Origin of the sequence: Mumia quercus (assembly GCF_025506335.1) — a bacterium.
In the GTDB taxonomy this organism is placed as follows: Bacteria; Actinomycetota; Actinomycetes; order Propionibacteriales; family Nocardioidaceae; genus Mumia; species Mumia quercus.
The window spans coordinates 174,769-192,002 of sequence record NZ_JANZYO010000001.1 but is presented as its reverse complement, the minus strand read 5'-3'; the positions used below and the strand labels follow the sequence as shown (position 1 = coordinate 192,002).

The following is a 17,234-nucleotide window of genomic DNA, read 5'->3' as shown; positions in this document are numbered from 1 at the left end:
GCTCCCTCCGTGGCGTGAACGCGGGCGTGCTTGCCACCGTACGGGAGTTCGCGGCCACGGGTGGGCCGACATCCACAGGGTCAGCGGCGCAGCGTGAGCAGCAGGTGCTCCAGCGCGAGCTGTGGCGCCGCGTTGGCGGCCAGGGCCTCGCGGCACGCGAGGATCGCCTCGATGCGGACGAGGGTCTGCTCCGGAGTGCCGGCTCCGGCGACCTCGGCCACGCTCGCAGCGACATCGGCGTTGACCAGCTCGGCGCCGGGCGCGGTCTGCCGTGCGAGGACATCGCGGTAGAACGACAGCAGATCGATGAGGACACCGTCGATGGAGTCGCGGGCGATCCGGGTACGGCGACGCTTCTGGTCCTTCTCCAGGGCCGCGAGCCGTCCTGCGTACCCAGCGGGACGGCGCCCGCGGTCCTCGACGCCGAACTCCATCTTGAGGGCGTCGCGCTCGGCACCCTCGAGGCGTTCGGCGACCTCGTCGGCCTGCGCCTGCGCCGCCTGCGTGATCGTGGCCGCGGCGTCCAGGCACGCGCCGACCGACGTCAAGGATCCCGGGATGGCGAGGACGGCACGCCGCCGCTCGCGTACGGACTCCCGCGTCGCCAGCGCCCGCGCCCGACCGACGTGGCCCTGCGACGCCTGCGCGGCCTGCCGCGCGAGCTCCGGCGGGACCTGCTCGCGCTCGGCCAGCATCGCGGCGACGGCGGCGACGGGCGGTGTCCTCAGGACCACCTGGCGCGAACGCGACCGGATCGTCACGATGACGTCCTCGGCCGTCGGCGCGCACAGCATCCACACCGTACGAGGCGGCGGCTCCTCGAGGCTCTTGAGCAGCGCGTCGGCGGCTTTCTCGGTGAGCCGGTCGGCGTCCTCGACGACCACGACCTGCCAGCGCCCCTGCGTCGGCCGCATGGCGGCCATGCGCACCTGCTCGCGCACCTCGGCGACGTCGATGCTCAGCCCGTCGGTGCTGACCAGCGCCACGTCGGCGTGCGCGCCGGCCAGCGACGTCCGGCACGCCTGACACTCTCCGCAGCCGCCCGACTCGCACTGCAGCGCCGCCGCGAAGGCGCGGGCGGCGTTGGAGCGTCCGGATCCCGGGGGCCCGGTGAACAGCCACGCGTGCGTCATCGCCGCGCCAGGCCCACCAGCCAGGCGCTCCTGGGCAGAGGCGACCGCCGAGCGGAGCGTCGCGACCACGGAGTCCTGGCCGACGAGGTCGTCCCAGACGCTCACCGCTCCCGGCCCCGTCCGAACGCGCCGTCGTTGTCCGGCTCGTCCGTGTCGACGGCCGCGGGGTCGCCGCCCTCGGCCACCGTGTCGTAGCCGACGAACGCCTCCTCGAACGACTCGAGCCGCTGCTCGAGCGCGCTCGGGTCGAGGTGGGTGGTCTCGTCCTCCGCGCTAACGTCCGCGCCCTCGTGCTCCTCGAACGGCGACCCCGGCGGCGGTGGGCGCAGCGGCGCGATCACCCGCTCCACGTGGCTGAGGAGCGGCTGCACCCGGTCGAGCACGGCGTCGGCGATGTCGACGATGTCGCGGTCGGCGCGCAGCACCATGTAGTGGTCCCGGTCCTGGGCGGCGAGGGCGAGGAAGGTCTCGCGAACGCGCTGGTGGAACTCCGTCGGCTCCGCCTCGAGCCGGTCGGCCTCGTCGAAGCGCGAGCGGCCCAGCGTCGGGTCCACGTCGAGAAGGACGGTCAGGTGGGGCCGCAGCCGCGATGTCGCCCACCGGGCCACTGCCTCGACCTCTTCCAGGTCGAGCTCGCGGCCACCGGCCTGGTAGGCCAGCGCGGAGTCGACGTAGCGGTCGGTGATGACGATCTCGCCTGCCGCGAGGGCTGGGTTGACCTCCTGCTCGAGGTGGTCGGCCTTGTCGGCGGCGTACAGCAGGGCCTCGGCGCGCGGCGAGAGCTCGCCGGTCGCGGGGTCGAGCAGGATCGCGCGGATCTTCTCGCCGGTCGGCGTCGCCCCGGGCTCACGGGTCAGGAGGACGCGGTACCCCTCTGCGCGCAACGCCTCGGCGAGCATCCACGCCTGAGTGGACTTGCCGGCACCCTCGCCGCCCTCGAAGGCGATGAACAGACCGCTCGTCGAGTACGACGGCGCGGTCCGGGGGTCCTGCTTGAGCTCGGAGATCAGCGAGAGTCCGTGCCGGTCGTTCATCTGGCGGAACGAGACGACGCCGAAGGCGGTCGCGATGAGGGCCGCGATGAGGATCTCGATTTGCGTGCCGGTGTAGGTGAAGTTGCCGAGGTCGCGCAGCTCGATCGTGTGGGTGCCGATGAGGCCGGCGATCAGCGGGGCGATCGCGAGCACGGCGGAGAGGACGAGCCGGACGAGCGACTGCACGAACGCGAAGGTGCGCCCGCGCATCTCCTCGTCGACCTCCAGCCCGAGCAGCGTGTAGCCGGTGATCCAGGCGATGCCTGCGCAGAACCCGACGATCGTGACGAAGATCGTCACGAGCGCCATGTTGTGGATCACCGCGACGACGAGGAGGGCGAGGCCGGCTCCGACGAGCGCGACGCCGAACATCCGCGGTCGGCTCACCTGCGGCAAGACCTTCGGCCCACGCCACATCCCCAGGCCGAGGCCCAGGAACACGGCGCCGAACAGCGTGCCGTAGCCCGGGTCGCCCGCGCCGAGGTCGCCGACGAAGACGCGTCCGAGACCGATGACGACGCCGCCGCACCCGAAGGCACCGACGATGCCGAGGACCAGGCCTCGCACTAGCGGCGTCCGGAACACGTACGCCCACCCGTCGGCGATGGTGCGCCAGACCCCGACCTGCTCGTCGGCGGCTGCGCCGGCCGGGATGTCACGGGCGCCGAGGAAGATCAGACCGCCCAGCGCGAACAGGACGGCTACCAGGTACATCGTCGGGTCGACGTCAGGGATCGACAGGCCGAAGAGGCCGTCGACCGCCTTCGTGACCCAGGTCGTGATGATGAACAGCGCCGCCGCGGGCAGCGCCGACCCGTACGTGGTGGCGAGGTTGAGGCGGTTGGCGTCCTCAAGGTTCTCGCGGGCGACGAGCGTCGGGACAGTCGCGTCCTTCGTCGGCATCCAGACTGCGTTGACGGCCTCGATGAGCACGGTCGCGACCACCAGCCACCACAGCGTGCCGACCAGCGGGATGCTCGCGAAGATCACCGCGCGCAACAGGAGACCGGCCGTCAGGGTGATCCGGCGGTCCATGCGGTCGGCGATGTAGCCGCCGAACGGACCGATCACCAGCGCCGGCGCCAACCGGGCGAAGAGGACGGCAGCGATGGCGAAGTTCTTGCCGGCGTAACCCTCGGCGAGCGAGTTGGCGAAGGCGGTGAGCGCCAGCAGGCCGATCCAGTCGGCGAGGGACGCCAGCCCCAGCGCAGCCCAGAACCGGCGGAACACCGGGATGCGCATGACCGTGCGGATCCCGTTCACGTCGGTGTCGGCTTCGGTGCCTCCAGGGTCGTATGCCACCGGTTCAGCCTATCCATCCTGACCGTCAGCGCGGCTCCGGCGCGTCCCTGAGCCGACCCGGAGGTGACGCGGCGTACACCCCGTCCTACCGCACGGGTTCGGTCGTCCGGGCCGGCGGGACGTTGTGGTTGCTCCGGAACAGGTTGTCCGGGTCGTACGCCGCCTTGACCGCCGCCAGCCGCGCGTACGTCTCCGGCGGGTAGACGAGCCGCGCGGCGTCAGGGTCCGCGCCGTCGAGGAAACCGACGTACGCGCCGGTGCCATGGCGCGCGACGGCCTCCCAGTCGTCACCCGACCCGCCGAGCGACGGCGCGGGAGCGCCCGGAGGGGCCATCCGTGCCGCAAGGACCATCGCCTCGGCGTCACGGTGCGCGAACGCCGTCGCGTCGGGCGCCACCCATCTCACGGCACCCCCGAGTCCGCGCAGCGCGATCACGGTCGGTGCCGCGTCACGCAGGGCGAGCGCGGCGTCGATCGCGTCGTCGGTGAGCGCAGGCACGAGGGCGTTGCGCATCGCGACCTGCATGCCCTCCGGCATGTCGTGCTCCTCGAGGACGTCGGGGTACGGGACCACCGCGTACTCGTCGGCCAGGACCGTCCCCAGTGCGCGGAGCCCGGCGGTCGCCCTCGTCGCGCCGGCGTGGTCGGGCTCGGCGAAGCACCACTGGACGACCGCCTGCGCCGGACCCATGGGCGTCTCGGGCGTCAGCGCGAGGACTGAGGTCAGCCGGTCGTCGCTCGTCCGCAGGTGGTCGCGCCACCCGCGGACGAGGGCGCCGACGTCGCGCACCTCGTACGACAGCACGCCGAAGACGACCTCGGAGACCGCTGCCGCCTCCATGTCGAGGGTGGTGACGACGCCGACGTTGCCGCCACCGCCGCGGATCGCCCAGAACAGGTCGGGGTCGTGAGCGGCGTCGACGTGGCGCAGACGTCCGTCGGCTGTGACGACGTGGGCGCCGACGACCGAGTCGACCGCCAGCCCGTACCGACGCACCATCCAGCCGATCCCGCCGCCGAGCGTCAGCCCGCCGACGCCGACGCTCGCGGTGTCACCGGCGGTGATCGCCAGTCCGTACGGGGCCAGTCGTCGCCCGACCGTCCCCCAGGTGGCGCCGGCGCCGATCCGGACCCGCCCGCGTGCGCGGTCGAGGAGCGTGATGCGGTGCAGTCCTCGCAGGTCGAGCAGCACGCCTCCGTCGGCCGTGCTGTGGCCGGCGACGCTGTGCCCTCCGCTCCGGACGGTCAGCGGGACGCCTGCGTCACGGGCGAGGTGGATCGCCCCAGCGACGTCGGCGGTGGTGCGCGCGTGCACCACGGTCTCGGGTGTTCCGTACGTGGTCATGCTGATCTCCTTCGGTAGAGGTGGAGCGTGAGCGGGGCGAAGACGGCCAGGAGTCCTGCCGAGGCCACGAGGACCCACGCGACGTCGACGACGTCCGCCGTTCCGGCGAAGAGGGCGCGCTCGGCGGTGACGAGGAGGCTGACGGGATTGACGTCGACCCACGCCTGGAGCCAGCCGGGCATCGTCTCGGGCTCGACGAACGCGTTGCTGACGAACGTCAACGGGAACTGGATGAGGAAGCTGAGCATCGAGACCGCCTGCGGCGTGCGCGCGAGCAGCCCGAGCGACGCCCACACCCACGAGAGCGCGTACGCGAAGACGACCGCGAGCCCGACACCGGCGACGACGCCGGGCAGACCGCCGTCGGGACGCCACCCGATCGCCAGGCCGAGCAGGACGACGAGCGAGGCCGCGACCAGGTAGCGGCCCACGTCGCCCAGGAGGGTGCCGACGACGTGGGCCGCCTGCCAGATCGGCAGCGACCGGAAGCGGTCGACGACGCCGCGGGACATGTCGGTGTTCAGCGTCAGGCCGCCGTACACGGTCATGAGGAGGATCGCCATGACCAGCGTGCCCGGCAGCAGGTACTGCACGTACGCCCGCGGGGAGCCTGCGAGGGCGCCTCCGAACAGGTACGTGAACAGCACCGTGAAGAGGAACGGGATGAGGATCGCGTCGGCCGCCTGCTCCGGGGTGTGCCGCAGCTTGAGGAGCGTGCGCCGCGCGAAGACGCGCGTGTCCGCGACGGCCGTGGTCATACCAGCGCCTCCTCGTCGGTGAGGGCGAGGAACGCCTCGTCGAGGGTCGCGTGACGCAGGTCCAGGCCGACGATCATGACGCCGGCGTCATCGACGACGTCGAGGATCCGGCGCAGCGGAGCGATGAGCGGTACGGAGAGGAGCGCGGTGCCGTCGTCCTGCACGACCGGGGAGAGCGGCGGCGCGGACGGGTCGGCAAGGCCGGCGAGCGCCCGAGCCGCCGTCACCGCGTCCGCGACGCCTGCCAGCCGGATCTCCGCCACGTCGGCGCCGAGGGAGCGCTTCAGCTCGTCGGGCGTACCGGTCGCGATCACCCGCCCCTTCGCCACCACCCCGACGCGGTCGGCGAGCCGGTCGGCCTCGTCGAGGTACTGGGTGGTGAGCAGGACCGTCGACCCACGCCCCACCAGTTCGCGGACGACGTCCCAGACGTGACGACGGCTGCGCGGATCGAGCCCGGTGGTCGGCTCGTCGAGGAACAGCAGCCGAGGCGTCCGTACGAGGCCGACCGCGAGGTCGAGGCGGCGCTGCATCCCGCCGGAGTAGGTCTGCGCCAGCCGGTCGGCCGCGTCCTCCAGGTCGAACGCGGCGAGCAGCTCCTCCGCCCGCTCGTGGGCCTCGCGCCGCGAGCGCCCGAGCAGCCGGGCCTGCAGCACGAGGTTCTCGCGGCCCGTGAGGTCGGTGTCGACCGACGCGAACTGGCCGGTCAGCGCGATCTCCCGCCGCACCGCGGCCGCGTCGGTGACGACGTCGTGACCCAGGACGCGGGCGGTGCCGCTGTCCGGGCGCACCAGCGTCGCCAGCAGCCGCACCGTCGTCGTCTTGCCTGCACCGTTGGGGCCGAGCAGGCCGTAGACGCCGCTGGCGGGCACGATCAGGTCGAGGCCGTCGAGGGCACGCGTCGCGCCGAACCTCTTGACGAGCCCGGCCGCCTCGACGGCGTTCTCCGGAAGTCGGTCCATGGGTCTCCTCCTGGGTCGTGGGGACGACCACCAGACTCCGACGGCGTGCGGGGTCGCGTCGTCGTCCCGGAGAGGGCACTTGCGCAGACCTCGTACGGGCACGCTCGACCCCGTCCGTACTCCCTGGGGAGGACGCGGCGCATGCTCCCTGCGACGGATGTGAGGAGGCCCGCGGCTCGCCTACAGTGCACAGGTGCGCACTGACCGGGGTTGGAAGCGGTTCTATGCGGCGGGCTGGTTCGTCTCCGGACTCGTCGCGGTGGCCGCCGCGCACCAGTGGCGGGCCCGGATGGCAGCGCTCGAGGACCGGCTCGCCGAGGCCGAACGCGTCCGCGAAGAGGTCCTGCGGCGCCGGGTCGCCGAAGAGCAGCTGCGCATCGCCCGCGAGCTCCACGACTCGCTCACCCACAGCATCTCGGTGGTCACCATGCAGGCCGGCGTGGCCGCCCACCTCGCCCGCAAGCGCGGCGAGGAGGTGCCGGTCGCGCTCTCGGCGATCCAGGAGGCGGCTGGTGACGCGGCGCGCGAGCTGCGCGAGACGCTCAGTGTGCTGCGCCGCGACGACCAGGCGAACGGCTACGGGCTCGACGACCTGCCGCGCCTGCTCGCCCGCAGCAGCCACGCCGGGATCGAGCCGCGGCTCCGCGTCTCGGGCGAGCGGCGACCCGTGCCTCCGGAGGTCGACTCCGCTGCGTACCGCATCGTGCAGGAGGCCCTCACGAACGTCGCGCGGCACGCGGGCGGCGCCGAGGCGCGGGTCGTCGTCGAGTACGCCGTCGACGCGGTGACCGTGCGGGTCGACGACGACGGTCGCGTCCTCCCGTCGGCTGACGGGCGGTCGCGCCCCGGGCTCGGGCTCGTCGGGATGCGCGAGCGGACGACGGCCCTCGGCGGGGAGCTGAGCGCGGGCCACCGCCCTGATGGCGGGTTCTCGGTCGTCGCCCGGCTGCCGCTCGGTGGTCCCGCCGAGGTCTCGGCGTGATCCGCGTCCTGCTCGTCGACGACCAGCCGCTGATCCGTACGGGCCTGCGGGCGCTGCTCGACTCCGAGGACGACCTCGAGGTCGTGGCCGAGGCCGAGGACGGCGCGGGCGCGTACGAGCTCGCCCTGGAGCACCGCCCGGACCTCGTGCTCATGGACGTACAGATGCCGGTCCTCGACGGGATCGCGGCGACCCGGCGCATCGTCGACGACGAGAGGCTCGCGGCGGTCCGGGTCGTCGTGCTCACCAACTACGGCCTGGACGAGTACGTCTTCGACGCCCTGCGGGCGGGCGCGAGCGGCTTCCTCGTGAAGGACACCGCGCCCGACGAGATCGTGCAGGCGCTGCGGGTCGTCGCCGACGGTGACGCGCTCCTGTCCCCGGGGATCACCCGGCGGCTGATCAGCGAGTTCGTCGCCCGGCCCGCGGAGGTCGTCTCTGTCTCGAGCCTTGAGGCGCTGACCGCGCGCGAGCGGGAGGTCGTGGCGCTCGTCGGGTACGGGTTGAGCAACGACGAGATCGCCGAGCGCCTGGTCGTCAGCCCGACCACCGCGAAGACGCACGTGAGTCGTGCGATGACGAAGACGGGCGTACGGGACCGCGCCCAGCTCGTCGTCTTCGCGTACGAGTCGGGGCTCGTGCGCCCGCGCGAGCGCGACGCCTGACCCCGCGGCCGCGGCGCCCGTCAGGGCAGCACGGCGAGCACCTCGGCGGCGGCGCGCTCACCCGACGCGATCGCCCCGTCGACGTAGCCGCACCAGCGCTCGGCGGTCTCCGTACCGGCCCAGTGGATGCGCCCCACCGGCGCGCGCAGGGCCGAGCCGACCTGCGTCCACGCGCCGGGCGGAAGGTGAGCGCCGTAGCAGCCGCGCGTCCACTCCTCCGCCGTCCAGTCGCGCGAGACAAACGCCACGGGGTCCATCGCACGCGGACCGAGGTGCTCGGCGAGCCCTCGGAGCACCTCGGTACGGGCACGCGCCGGGCCGCGTACGCCGAGGCGCAACGCGTCCTCGCCCTCGACGAGGACGGTCAGGACTCCGTACTTGGAGCCGGGCGGCGTGGTGTCGAAGACGACCTTGGACGGCCCTTCGTCGGAGACGATCTCACCCGAGAGTGCGAGGTCGTGCCAGAACGGGCGCGAGTAGACCGCGTGGCACTTTACGACGCTTCCGTGCGGCATCCGCTGGACGAGCTGGGTCCGCTCGTGCGGGAGTCCGGGCAGATACTCGATCGACGAGGCGAGGGCCGGCGGCACCGTGACGACGACACGGTGGGCAGTCGTGGCCCCGGACTCGCTGTGCACCGAGACCCCGTCGGCGTCGTGGACGATCGTCGTCACCGGCTCCTGCAGCCGCACCCACATGCCGAGCCCGTCGGCCAGCCGCTCCGAGACCTGCTGCATGCCGCCGACGACGCGTGCGTCCTGCGCGCCCCCACCGGTCGTGACGAGGTGCAGCAGACCCCCTCCGGAGCGGGCGTAGAACAGCATGTGGAGCAGCGAGACGTTCTGGGGCTCGGTGGCGAGGACCGCCTCGCAGACGAGCCGGAAGTAGTCGCGGCCCTTCGGCGTGACGCACGTGCGCCGGATCCAGCTCTCGAAGGTCTGGGCGTCGTACCGCGCCGCGTGGTGGCCGCGCCACGGGGCGGCGAGATCGACGTGCTCCGCCGCAGCGCCGAAGCGCACCATCGCCTGCGCCACGTCGGCGGTCGTGACCGGGTCGAGCGGGCGGCCGGCTTCGGCGAAGCGGCGGGTCTTGCCCCGCAGCGACGCGAGCGCGTCGCCGGGGCCCGCCTGCGGTGTCGTCTCCAGGCCGAACCGCTCGAGCTCGGCGCACAGGAGGTGGTGGTCGGGAGCCACCCACGCCGCACCGGAGTCGACCACGAGGCCGTCCACCCCGGGCACGGGCTCGGTGAGCGTACGCCCGCCCACCCGGTCACGTGCCTCCAGCACGACGACGCTGCGCCCCGCCGCGCGTACGCGGTCCGCAGTCACGAGACCAGCGACACCCGCTCCGACCACGATCACATCGACGTTCGCCACGCGTCGATCCTAAGCGCGCTCAGCCTCGCGAGAGCGCCATCAAGCGCTGCGCCACCATCCCGAACTGTTCTTCGTCGGGAAGGCTCGCCACGTCCTTCCACACCGCGTCCCGGGCGGACGGGTCGGCGTGCACGAGCGCGCCGCTCTCGGTCTCCACGGTCACCCCCTGCGGTGTGGCCCAGAGCAGCGTCGCCCCATCCTCCACCCCCGCCTCGGGGTCGGACACCTCGTACTGGTCGGCGTCGAACATCGCGAGGCCGGTGTCGGCGCCCCCGATGAAGGCGACGTTCGACCCGACCGGTGCCAGCGCGCTCAGGTTCGCGACCTCGTCGGCGACCGGGACGTAGATCCGCGACCCGGTGACCAGGCCCTTGTCATCCTTGATGACCTGGTCGGCCGCGATCACGAGCACCGAGAAGCCGAGCCGCTCTGGCCCCCCGCGCGTCGAGCCGTCGTCGAGGACGACCTGCGGCCCCTTCTCCCACGCCTCGACCGCACCGATCACGACGACCGGCGACTCGGCGGCGACCGACTCCGGCGACTCGTAGCCCGCGGGGTCGATCTGCCCTCCGGACAGCGGCGGCGTCGGAGCCGACGTGGGCGTCGTCTCCTGCGCCGAGGCCTCCTTCGCGGGCCCATCGTCGGAGCCGCAGCCCGCGGCGAGCACCCCGAGCGCCACCAGCGCCACAGCCGTCCTGCGCACCGTCAGGCCTTCTTGGTGGTGCTCTTCTTGGCGGCCGCCTTCTTGGCCGGTGCCTTCTTGGCAGCCGCCTTCTTCGCCGGTGCCTTCTTCGCCGGTGCCTTCTTGCGCGTGGTCTTCTTCGCCGGCCCCTTCGCGCGCTTCTCCGCCAACAGCTCGGCGGCACGCGCCAGCGTGAGGGTGTCGACCTCGTCGCCCTTGCGCAGGGTCGCGTTGACCTCGCCGTCGGTGACGTACGGCCCGAACCGGCCGTCCTTCACCACCACGGGCTTCTTCGACTCCGGGTCCTCGCCGAGCTCCTTGAGCGGGGCCGCGGCCGCACGACGTCCGCGCTGCTTCGGCTGCGCGTAGATCGCCAACGCCTCCGGCAGCGTGATCGAGAAGATCTGGTCCTCGGTCTCCAACGAGCGCGAGTCGGTGCCCTTCTTGAGGTACGGCCCGTAGCGGCCGTTCTGCGCGGTGATCTCGTCACCGCTCTCAGGGTCGGCGCCGACCACCCGCGGCAGGGACAGCAGCTTGACGGCGTCCTCGAGGGTCACCGTGTCGAGGTCCATCGACTTGAAGAGCGAGCCCGTCCGCGGCTTCTCCTTCTTCGGCGCATCCTCCGGGAGCACCTCGGTGACGTACGGCCCGAACCGACCGTTCTTGGCGACGATCACGCGACCCGTCTCCGGGTGTGTGCCGAGCTCGCGGTCCTGGCCGGCAGGGTTCGCGAGAAGCTCCTTGGCCTTGTCGAGGGTCAGCTCGTCGGGCGGAAGGTCGTCGGGGACGTTCGCGCGCTGGAGCACGCCGTCGGCGTCGGGCCCCTCGAGGTACGGGCCGTAGCGGCCGACGCGCAGGGCGATGCCGTCGCCGATCTCGAACGTCGACAGCTCCCGCGCGTCGATCTCGCCCAGACCGTCGACGAGACGCTTGAGGCCGGTGTCGCCCTCGGTGTCGCCGTAGTAGAAGCCGTGCAGCACAGCGGGGCGGCGCTCGCGACCGGCGGCGACCTCGTCGAGCACGTCCTCCATCGTCGCGGTGAACGCGTAGTCCACGAGCCGGCCGAAGTGGCGCTCCATGAGGCGCGTGGCCGAGAACGCGACCCACGACGGCACCAGCGCGGTGCCCTTCTTGTAGACGTAGCCGCGGTTGAGGATCGTCTGGATGATCGACGCGTACGTCGACGGGCGCCCGATCTCGCGCTTCTCCAGCTCGCCGATCAGCGTCTGCTCGGTGTAGCGGGCGGGCGGCTTCGTGGCGTGCCCGGCAGCCTCGAGGCTGTCGACGGTGACGGTGTCGCCCTCCGCGACGTCGGGGAGGCGGGTCTGCTTGTCGTCGGACTCCGCCTCGGGGTCGTCCGCGCCCTCCACGTACGCCTTGAGGAAGCCGTAGAACGTGATCGTGCGTCCGGACGAGGTGAAGACGCACTCCTCGCCAGAGGCCGCGGTCGCCCCGATCCGTACGGTCACGGTGTTGCCCTTGGCGTCCTTCATCTGCGACGCCATCGTCCGCATCCAGATCAGCTCGTACAGGCGGAACTCGTCGCCGCTCAGCCCCGTCTCGGCAGGGGTCCGGAAGGTCTCGCCGGCCGGGCGGATGGCCTCGTGGGCCTCCTGGGCGTTCTTGACCTTCGAGGTGTAGGTACGGGGCGCCTCAGGGAGGTAGTCCGGGCCGTACAGGTCACGCACCTGGGCACGCGCCGCGTTGAGCGCGGTCTGCGACAGCGTCGTGGAGTCCGTACGCATGTAGGTGATGTAGCCGCCCTCGTACAGCCGTTGCGCCACCTGCATCGCGCGCTGCGCGCCCCAGCCGAGCTTGCGGCCGGCCTCCTGCTGCAGCGTGACCGTACGGAACGGGGCGTACGGGCGCCGGGTGTACGGTTTCGACTCGACCGAGAGCACGGTGAAGGTCTGCTCGCGCAGCCCGTCGGCGAGCGCGGCGGCGCGCGCCTCGTCGAGGTGGACGACCTCGCTGCTGGTGAGCTGTCCTTCGGAGTCGAAGTCACGGCCCTGCGCGACCCGCGCGCCGCCGACCGACAGCAGACGGGCGGGGAAGACCCGCGGGTCCCTGCCCTCGCCGGCGTCCAGCCGGGCGTCGAGGTCCCAGTACGAGGCGGAGCGGAACGCGCGGCGCTCCCTCTCACGCTCCACGACCATCCGGGTCGCGACCGACTGCACCCGCCCCGCGGACAGGCCGGACATGACCTTCTTCCACAGCACAGGGCTGACCTCGTAGCCGTAGAGGCGGTCGAGGATGCGGCGGGTCTCCTGCGCGTCGACGAGGTCCTCGTTGATGTCGCGCGTGTTCTCGATCGCCGCCTGGATGGCTTGCGGGGTGATCTCGTTGAAGGTCATCCGCTTGACCGGGACCTTCGGCTTGAGCTCCTCGACCAGGTGCCAGGCGATCGCCTCGCCCTCGCGGTCCTCATCGGTCGCCAGGATGAGCTCGTCGGCATCCTTGAGGAGCTTCTTGAGCTTGGTGATCTGCGCCTTCTTGTCCGCCGGGACCACGTACACCGGGTCGAACTCGCCGTCGACGTCCACGCCCAACCGCGCCCAGGGCTGTCCCTTGTACTTGGCGGGCACCTCAGCAGCACCGTTGGGCAGGTCGCGGACGTGGCCGAAGGAGGCCTCGACGACATAGCCCTTACCGAGGTAGCCGGCGATCTGCGCGATCTTCTTCGGCGACTCGACGATGACGAGAGAGGTCACGGTGGTGGGTGCTCCTGGTCCTGTGCAGTCACTGCGTCGCCCGGCATGCGGGGTCGCAGTGCGTCGCAAAGGCGCGACGCCGCCAAGGTAGCGCGTGATCGCAAGAGTTCGTGTGCGGGTGTCACATCCTCGTGTCGCGGGTCACGCGCCGGACCCGAGGGTCAGCGCAGGTACCCGTCGGCCACCAGCTCCCGGACCACAGGCAGCGTGGCGCTTCGCAGGGCAGCCGCGTCCTGGCCCAGGATCTGGGCGAGGGCATCGAGGATCTGGCCCACCGAGAGATCCCCGTCACAGGCCCCCACGAGACCCGCCTGGACGGTGTCGAGCTGCTTGGCCCGACGGACGCCACGCTGGAGCCGGACCATGATCACCTCAGGGTCGGCAGCGCCCGCCGGACCCAGCGTCTCCTGGACCAGGTCGTCGGCCTGCACCAGGTGAGCGGCGAGCAGGTCGGCGTCGGTGGCGCGGGCGTACGCGTCCGTACGCGCGCCCCAGGCGGCGATGTGCGGGCCGATCGGCTGCTCGATCTCGTACGGCCACTCCTCGAGCCGCAGCACCGGGGCGTCGCGCCCGGCGTTGCGCAGGCTGAGCCAGCCGAACCCGATCGCCTCGATGCCCTGCTCCTCGAACCACCCGAGCCAGGTGTCGTACCGCTGCACGTAGTCGGGAGCCCCCTGCAGGCCGGCGTCGGCGAGCCACATCTCGACGTACGTCGGCAGGTCGGCGACCTCCCGCTGCAGCACCCACGCGTCACAGCCGGTGCCGCTCAGCCACTCGGTGAGCCGCTCGGTCCAGGGCTGGCCGTCGACGTGGACCCAGTTGGCCAGGATCTGGCACCAGCCGCCGGGGTTGAGGTGGGACGGCGCCTCGGTCACGATCCGGCGGACCACCTCGTCGCCGGGCAGCCCGGAGTCGCGGTAGACCAGGCGTTCGCCGGTCGCTGGAGAGACCACGAACGGCGGGTTGGTCGCGATGAGGTCGTACGTCTCGCCCCGGACGGGCGCGAGCAGGCTGCCGTCGCGGACCTCGAACAGCGGCGACGCGGGGTCGTCGGCGTTCAGCGCCGCCGTCAGCCGCGCCATCGCCAGCGCGCGCGGGTTCACGTCCGTGCCGACGACCCGGCCGGCGTGGGTGGCCAGGTGGAGCGACTGGACGCCGCAGCCCGTACCGAGGTCCAGTGCGCTGCCCACCTGCTCCCGGACGGTGAGCTGGGCCAGGGACGACGACGCCTCGCTGATGCCGAGGACGTGCTCGGGCCCGACCGTTCGCGGGGATCCGTCGAGCCCGGGCGTCAGGTCGCAGACGACCCACCAGTCGTGGGTGTCGTCTCCGTACGCCCGCAGGTCCACGCGCGCGGCGACTTCGGAGACGGAGCGCTCGAGGATCCCGGCGACCGACAGCGCGTCGACGAGCCCGGGGAGCGCACGCTCAGCGTCCTCGACCGCGACCGGCACCTGGAGGGCGAACAGTCGCGTCAAGGTCGAGAGCGGCGACCCGTCGCGCGTCGCCCGCCTGCCCGGGGTCGTCTCGTTGCGCATGAGCGCACGGTGCGCGTCGGCGCCGAGGAGCTCGGCCACCGCCTCGACCGTGTAGTCCGCGGTACGGAGGGCATCACGCAAGGCGGCGGTGTCGGAGTCCCGGAGCATGCGGTCCAGCGTAGGTGGGACCGCGACCTCCCCGAGGCGATGGGCTGCGGGCGGTACGACGAGGCACCGCTCGGCCCTTCACCTCGGGGAGGTGAGCGGGTCAGATCGGGCGCGGGTCCTGCCAGCCCGACTCGTCGTACTCCGGCGCGCCCGGCACGGGACCACGGAGCGGCTCGCGGTCCTCGTCGCTCGTCGGCTCGTAGTCGACACCTGGCCTCTCCAGCGAGTCCGGGTCGCTCCCGTGGCCGCCGCCCTCGCCGCCACCGGTGCTGCCCGGGTCGTCGGTGATGGCCGACGAACGCATCTTGGAGACGACGATCGCGGCCACGATGATCACGACCGCGATGGCGGCGATCAGGTAGCGCAGCACGTCGTTGTCGTCCTCACCGTACGAGAGCGTCACCACCGCGGGTGCGATGAGGAGCGCCACGAGGTTCATCACCTTGAGGAGCGGGTTGAGGGACGGGCCGGCGGTGTCCTTGAACGGGTCGCCGACGGTGTCTCCGATGATCGTCGCCTCGTGGGCCTCCGATCCCTTGCCGCCGTGGTGCCCGTCCTCGACCAGCTTCTTGGCGTTGTCCCAGGAGCCGCCGGAGTTGGCGAGCATGACGGCCATCAGGGCGCCGGCGCCGATCGCTCCGGCAAGGTAGGAGCCGAGTGCGGTGACGCCGAGGCCGAAGCCGACCGCGATCGGGGCGAAGATCGCGAGCACGCCGGGAGTGGCGAGCTCCCGCAGGGAGTCGCGGGTGCAGATGTCGACCACGCGACCGTACTCGGGACGACCGGTGCCCTCCATGATCCCGGGGATCTCACGGAACTGACGGCGGACCTCGAACACGACCGCACCGGCGGCACGACCGACGGCGGCGATCGCCAGACCCGAGAAGAGGAACACCACCGACGCGCCGATGATCAGACCAACGAGGTTGTTGGGCTCGGCGATGTTGAGCACGCCCAGCAGACCGAGCAGCTCTCCGACCGGGATGTCGCTGGCGTCGCTGATGTTCTCGGCCTCGCGTGTGATCGTGTCCGTGAAGGCACCGAACAACGCGGTCGCCGCGAGCACCGCGGTCGCGATGGCGATGCCCTTGGTGATCGCCTTGGTGGTGTTGCCGACAGCGTCGAGCTCGGTGAGGATGGCGGCGCCCTTCTCGTCGACATCCCCTGACATCTCGGCGATGCCCTGGGCGTTGTCGCTGACGGGGCCGAACGTGTCCATCGCGACGATGACGCCGACGGTGGTGAGCAGGCCGCAGCCTGCGAGCGCGACGGCGAACAGCGACACCAGCAGCGCGCCTCCGCCGAGGAGGAACGCCCCGTACACGGCGGCGCCGATCACGAGGGCCGTGTAGACCGCGGACTCCAGGCCCAGGGAGAAGCCGGAGAGGATCACGGTGGCCGGACCGGTGAGCGCCGTCTTGGCGACGTCCTTGACCGGGTCGTGCTCGGTGCCCGTGAAGTAGCCGGTCAGCGCCAGGATCACCGAGGCGAGGACGATGCCGATGAGCACTGCGACGATGGCGACGACCTGCGGGTTGAAGTCACCGGCCTGCGAGCCGAGCCCGAGCTGTCCGAAGAGCCCTTCGATCGCGGTCACGCCTCCGGCGTCCACGAGGTCGTCGGAGCTCGACGGCAGGTAGACGAACGCGGCAATGGTGCACCCGATCGCTGAGATGACGGCCGACAGGTAGAAGGCCCGGTTGATCGTCGTCAGACCGCCCTCGCCGGCGCGCGGGCGTGTCAGGTAGACACCGAGGATGGCGGTGAGGGCGCCGATCGCCGGGACGATCAGCGGGAACACGAGCCCGTGCTCGCCGAAGGTCACCGAACCCAGAATGAGGGCGGCCACGAGCGTCACCGCGTACGACTCGAAGAGGTCGGCCGCCATGCCGGCGCAGTCGCCGACGTTGTCGCCCACGTTGTCGGCGATGGTCGCCGCGTTGCGCGGGTCGTCCTCGGGGATGCCCTGCTCGACCTTGCCGACGAGGTCGGCACCGACGTCAGCGGCCTTGGTGAAGATGCCTCCGCCGACTCGCATGAACATCGCGAGCAGGGCTGCACCGAAGCCGAAGCCCTCGAGCACCGACGGTGCCTCGCCCTTGTAGATCAGGACGACGATCGCGGCCCCGAGGAGGCCCAGACCGACCGTTGACATGCCGACGACCCCGCCGGTCCTGAAGGCGATCCTCATCGCCGGGTCGCGCCCTTCGTTCTGGGCGGCGGCGGCGACACGGACGTTCGCGCGGACGGCGAGCCACATGCCGAGGTAACCGATCGATGCGGAGAACAGGGCCCCGACGAGGAAGAAGATCGAGCGTCCGATCCGGATGTTCGCGTCGCCCGGAAGGATGAAGAGGAGGAGGAAGGCAAGGACGACGAACACGCCGAGCGTCTTGAACTGTCGGGTGAGGTAGGCGGCGGCGCCCTCCTGCACCGCTCGGCCGATCTCCTGCATCCGTTCGGTGCCCTCGGCGGCTTCGAGGACTTGTTTGCGGAACACCGCGGCCATCACCAGTGAGATGACGCCGATGACGGCGACTCCTATGACCAGGCCCAGGTTCGTACCCGTGAGCGAGAGGTCTTCGGATGCTGCCAGGGGAACGTAGGACATGCGGATCCTTCCTCGGCATGGCGCAGC

General features: G+C 71.9%; 12 protein-coding genes. 2 read left to right on the top strand and 10 right to left on the bottom strand.

Annotated features, from left to right (window positions below; all coding sequences use genetic code 11):
- Nucleotides 1-80: 80 nt before the first annotated feature.
- The 5 genes from NYZ95_RS00925 to NYZ95_RS00905 all read right to left on the bottom strand — a co-directional run bounded on the left by NYZ95_RS00925 (nucleotide 81) and on the right by NYZ95_RS00905 (nucleotide 6,534).
- A complete protein-coding gene (locus NYZ95_RS00925; protein ID WP_262847788.1) occupies nucleotides 81-1,238 on the bottom strand; it encodes a DNA polymerase III subunit delta' in 1,158 nt (385 codons plus the stop codon).
- A complete protein-coding gene (tmk, locus tag NYZ95_RS00920) occupies nucleotides 1,235-3,469 on the bottom strand; it encodes a dTMP kinase (protein ID WP_262847786.1) in 2,235 nt (744 codons plus the stop codon). Before tmk ends, NYZ95_RS00925 begins: the two co-directional genes overlap by 4 nt.
- Before the next feature lie 85 nt (nucleotides 3,470-3,554).
- Complete coding sequence (locus NYZ95_RS00915; protein WP_262847784.1) at nucleotides 3,555-4,814, bottom strand: FAD-binding oxidoreductase; 1,260 nt, start codon at nucleotides 4,812-4,814, stop codon at nucleotides 3,555-3,557.
- Nucleotides 4,811-5,572 (bottom strand): ABC transporter permease, encoded by a 762-nt coding sequence (locus NYZ95_RS00910; RefSeq protein ID WP_262847782.1) that lies wholly within the window; start codon nucleotides 5,570-5,572, stop codon nucleotides 4,811-4,813. The genes NYZ95_RS00915 and NYZ95_RS00910 overlap by 4 nt, the downstream gene beginning before the upstream one ends.
- Nucleotides 5,569-6,534, bottom strand: coding sequence for an ATP-binding cassette domain-containing protein (locus NYZ95_RS00905; protein ID WP_262847780.1), 966 nt, complete (start codon nucleotides 6,532-6,534; stop codon nucleotides 5,569-5,571). Before NYZ95_RS00905 ends, NYZ95_RS00910 begins: the two co-directional genes overlap by 4 nt.
- A gap of 193 nt (nucleotides 6,535-6,727) precedes the next feature.
- Between NYZ95_RS00905 and NYZ95_RS00900 the strand changes: the two genes are divergently transcribed.
- Nucleotides 6,728-7,516 carry a sensor histidine kinase gene (locus NYZ95_RS00900; protein ID WP_262847778.1) on the top strand — a complete coding sequence of 263 codons (789 nt, stop codon included), beginning with the start codon at nucleotides 6,728-6,730 and terminating at the stop codon, nucleotides 7,514-7,516.
- Nucleotides 7,513-8,181, top strand: a complete 669-nt coding sequence (locus NYZ95_RS00895; RefSeq protein ID WP_262847777.1) for a response regulator — start codon at nucleotides 7,513-7,515, stop codon at nucleotides 8,179-8,181. The genes NYZ95_RS00900 and NYZ95_RS00895 overlap by 4 nt, the downstream gene beginning before the upstream one ends.
- Nucleotides 8,182-8,201: 20 nt before the next feature.
- Here NYZ95_RS00895 and NYZ95_RS00890 read toward each other — a convergent pair whose 3' ends face one another.
- The 5 genes from NYZ95_RS00890 to NYZ95_RS00870 all read right to left on the bottom strand — a co-directional run bounded on the left by NYZ95_RS00890 (nucleotide 8,202) and on the right by NYZ95_RS00870 (nucleotide 17,207).
- Nucleotides 8,202-9,557 (bottom strand): flavin monoamine oxidase family protein, encoded by a 1,356-nt coding sequence (locus NYZ95_RS00890; RefSeq protein WP_262847776.1) that lies wholly within the window; start codon nucleotides 9,555-9,557, stop codon nucleotides 8,202-8,204.
- 19 nt (nucleotides 9,558-9,576) lie between these two features.
- Entirely contained in the window at nucleotides 9,577-10,260 is a 684-nt protein-coding gene (locus NYZ95_RS00885; protein WP_262847774.1) for a hypothetical protein, read from the bottom strand.
- A 2-nt stretch (nucleotides 10,261-10,262) separates the two neighbouring features.
- Nucleotides 10,263-12,950 (bottom strand): type I DNA topoisomerase, encoded by a 2,688-nt coding sequence (gene topA / locus NYZ95_RS00880; RefSeq protein WP_262847772.1) that lies wholly within the window; start codon nucleotides 12,948-12,950, stop codon nucleotides 10,263-10,265.
- Between the two features lie 161 nt (nucleotides 12,951-13,111).
- The gene (locus tag NYZ95_RS00875) at nucleotides 13,112-14,596 is read right to left on the bottom strand and encodes a DUF7059 domain-containing protein (RefSeq protein WP_262847770.1); all 1,485 of its coding nucleotides are present in this window, start codon (nucleotides 14,594-14,596) and stop codon (nucleotides 13,112-13,114) included.
- A gap of 100 nt (nucleotides 14,597-14,696) precedes the next feature.
- A complete protein-coding gene (locus NYZ95_RS00870; RefSeq protein ID WP_262847767.1) occupies nucleotides 14,697-17,207 on the bottom strand; it encodes a sodium-translocating pyrophosphatase in 2,511 nt (836 codons plus the stop codon).
- Nucleotides 17,208-17,234 lie beyond the last annotated feature (27 nt).

Coding starts and splice junctions, on each gene's coding strand:
- NYZ95_RS00915 (WP_262847784.1), bottom strand. CDS start 4,814: ATGACCACGTACGGAACACCCGAGACCGTGGTGCACGCGCGCACCACC.
- NYZ95_RS00910 (WP_262847782.1), bottom strand. CDS start 5,572: ATGACCACGGCCGTCGCGGACACGCGCGTCTTCGCGCGGCGCACGCTC.
- NYZ95_RS00905 (WP_262847780.1), bottom strand. CDS start 6,534: ATGGACCGACTTCCGGAGAACGCCGTCGAGGCGGCCGGGCTCGTCAAG.
- NYZ95_RS00875 (WP_262847770.1), bottom strand. CDS start 14,596: ATGCTCCGGGACTCCGACACCGCCGCCTTGCGTGATGCCCTCCGTACC.
- NYZ95_RS00870 (WP_262847767.1), bottom strand. CDS start 17,207: ATGTCCTACGTTCCCCTGGCAGCATCCGAAGACCTCTCGCTCACGGGT.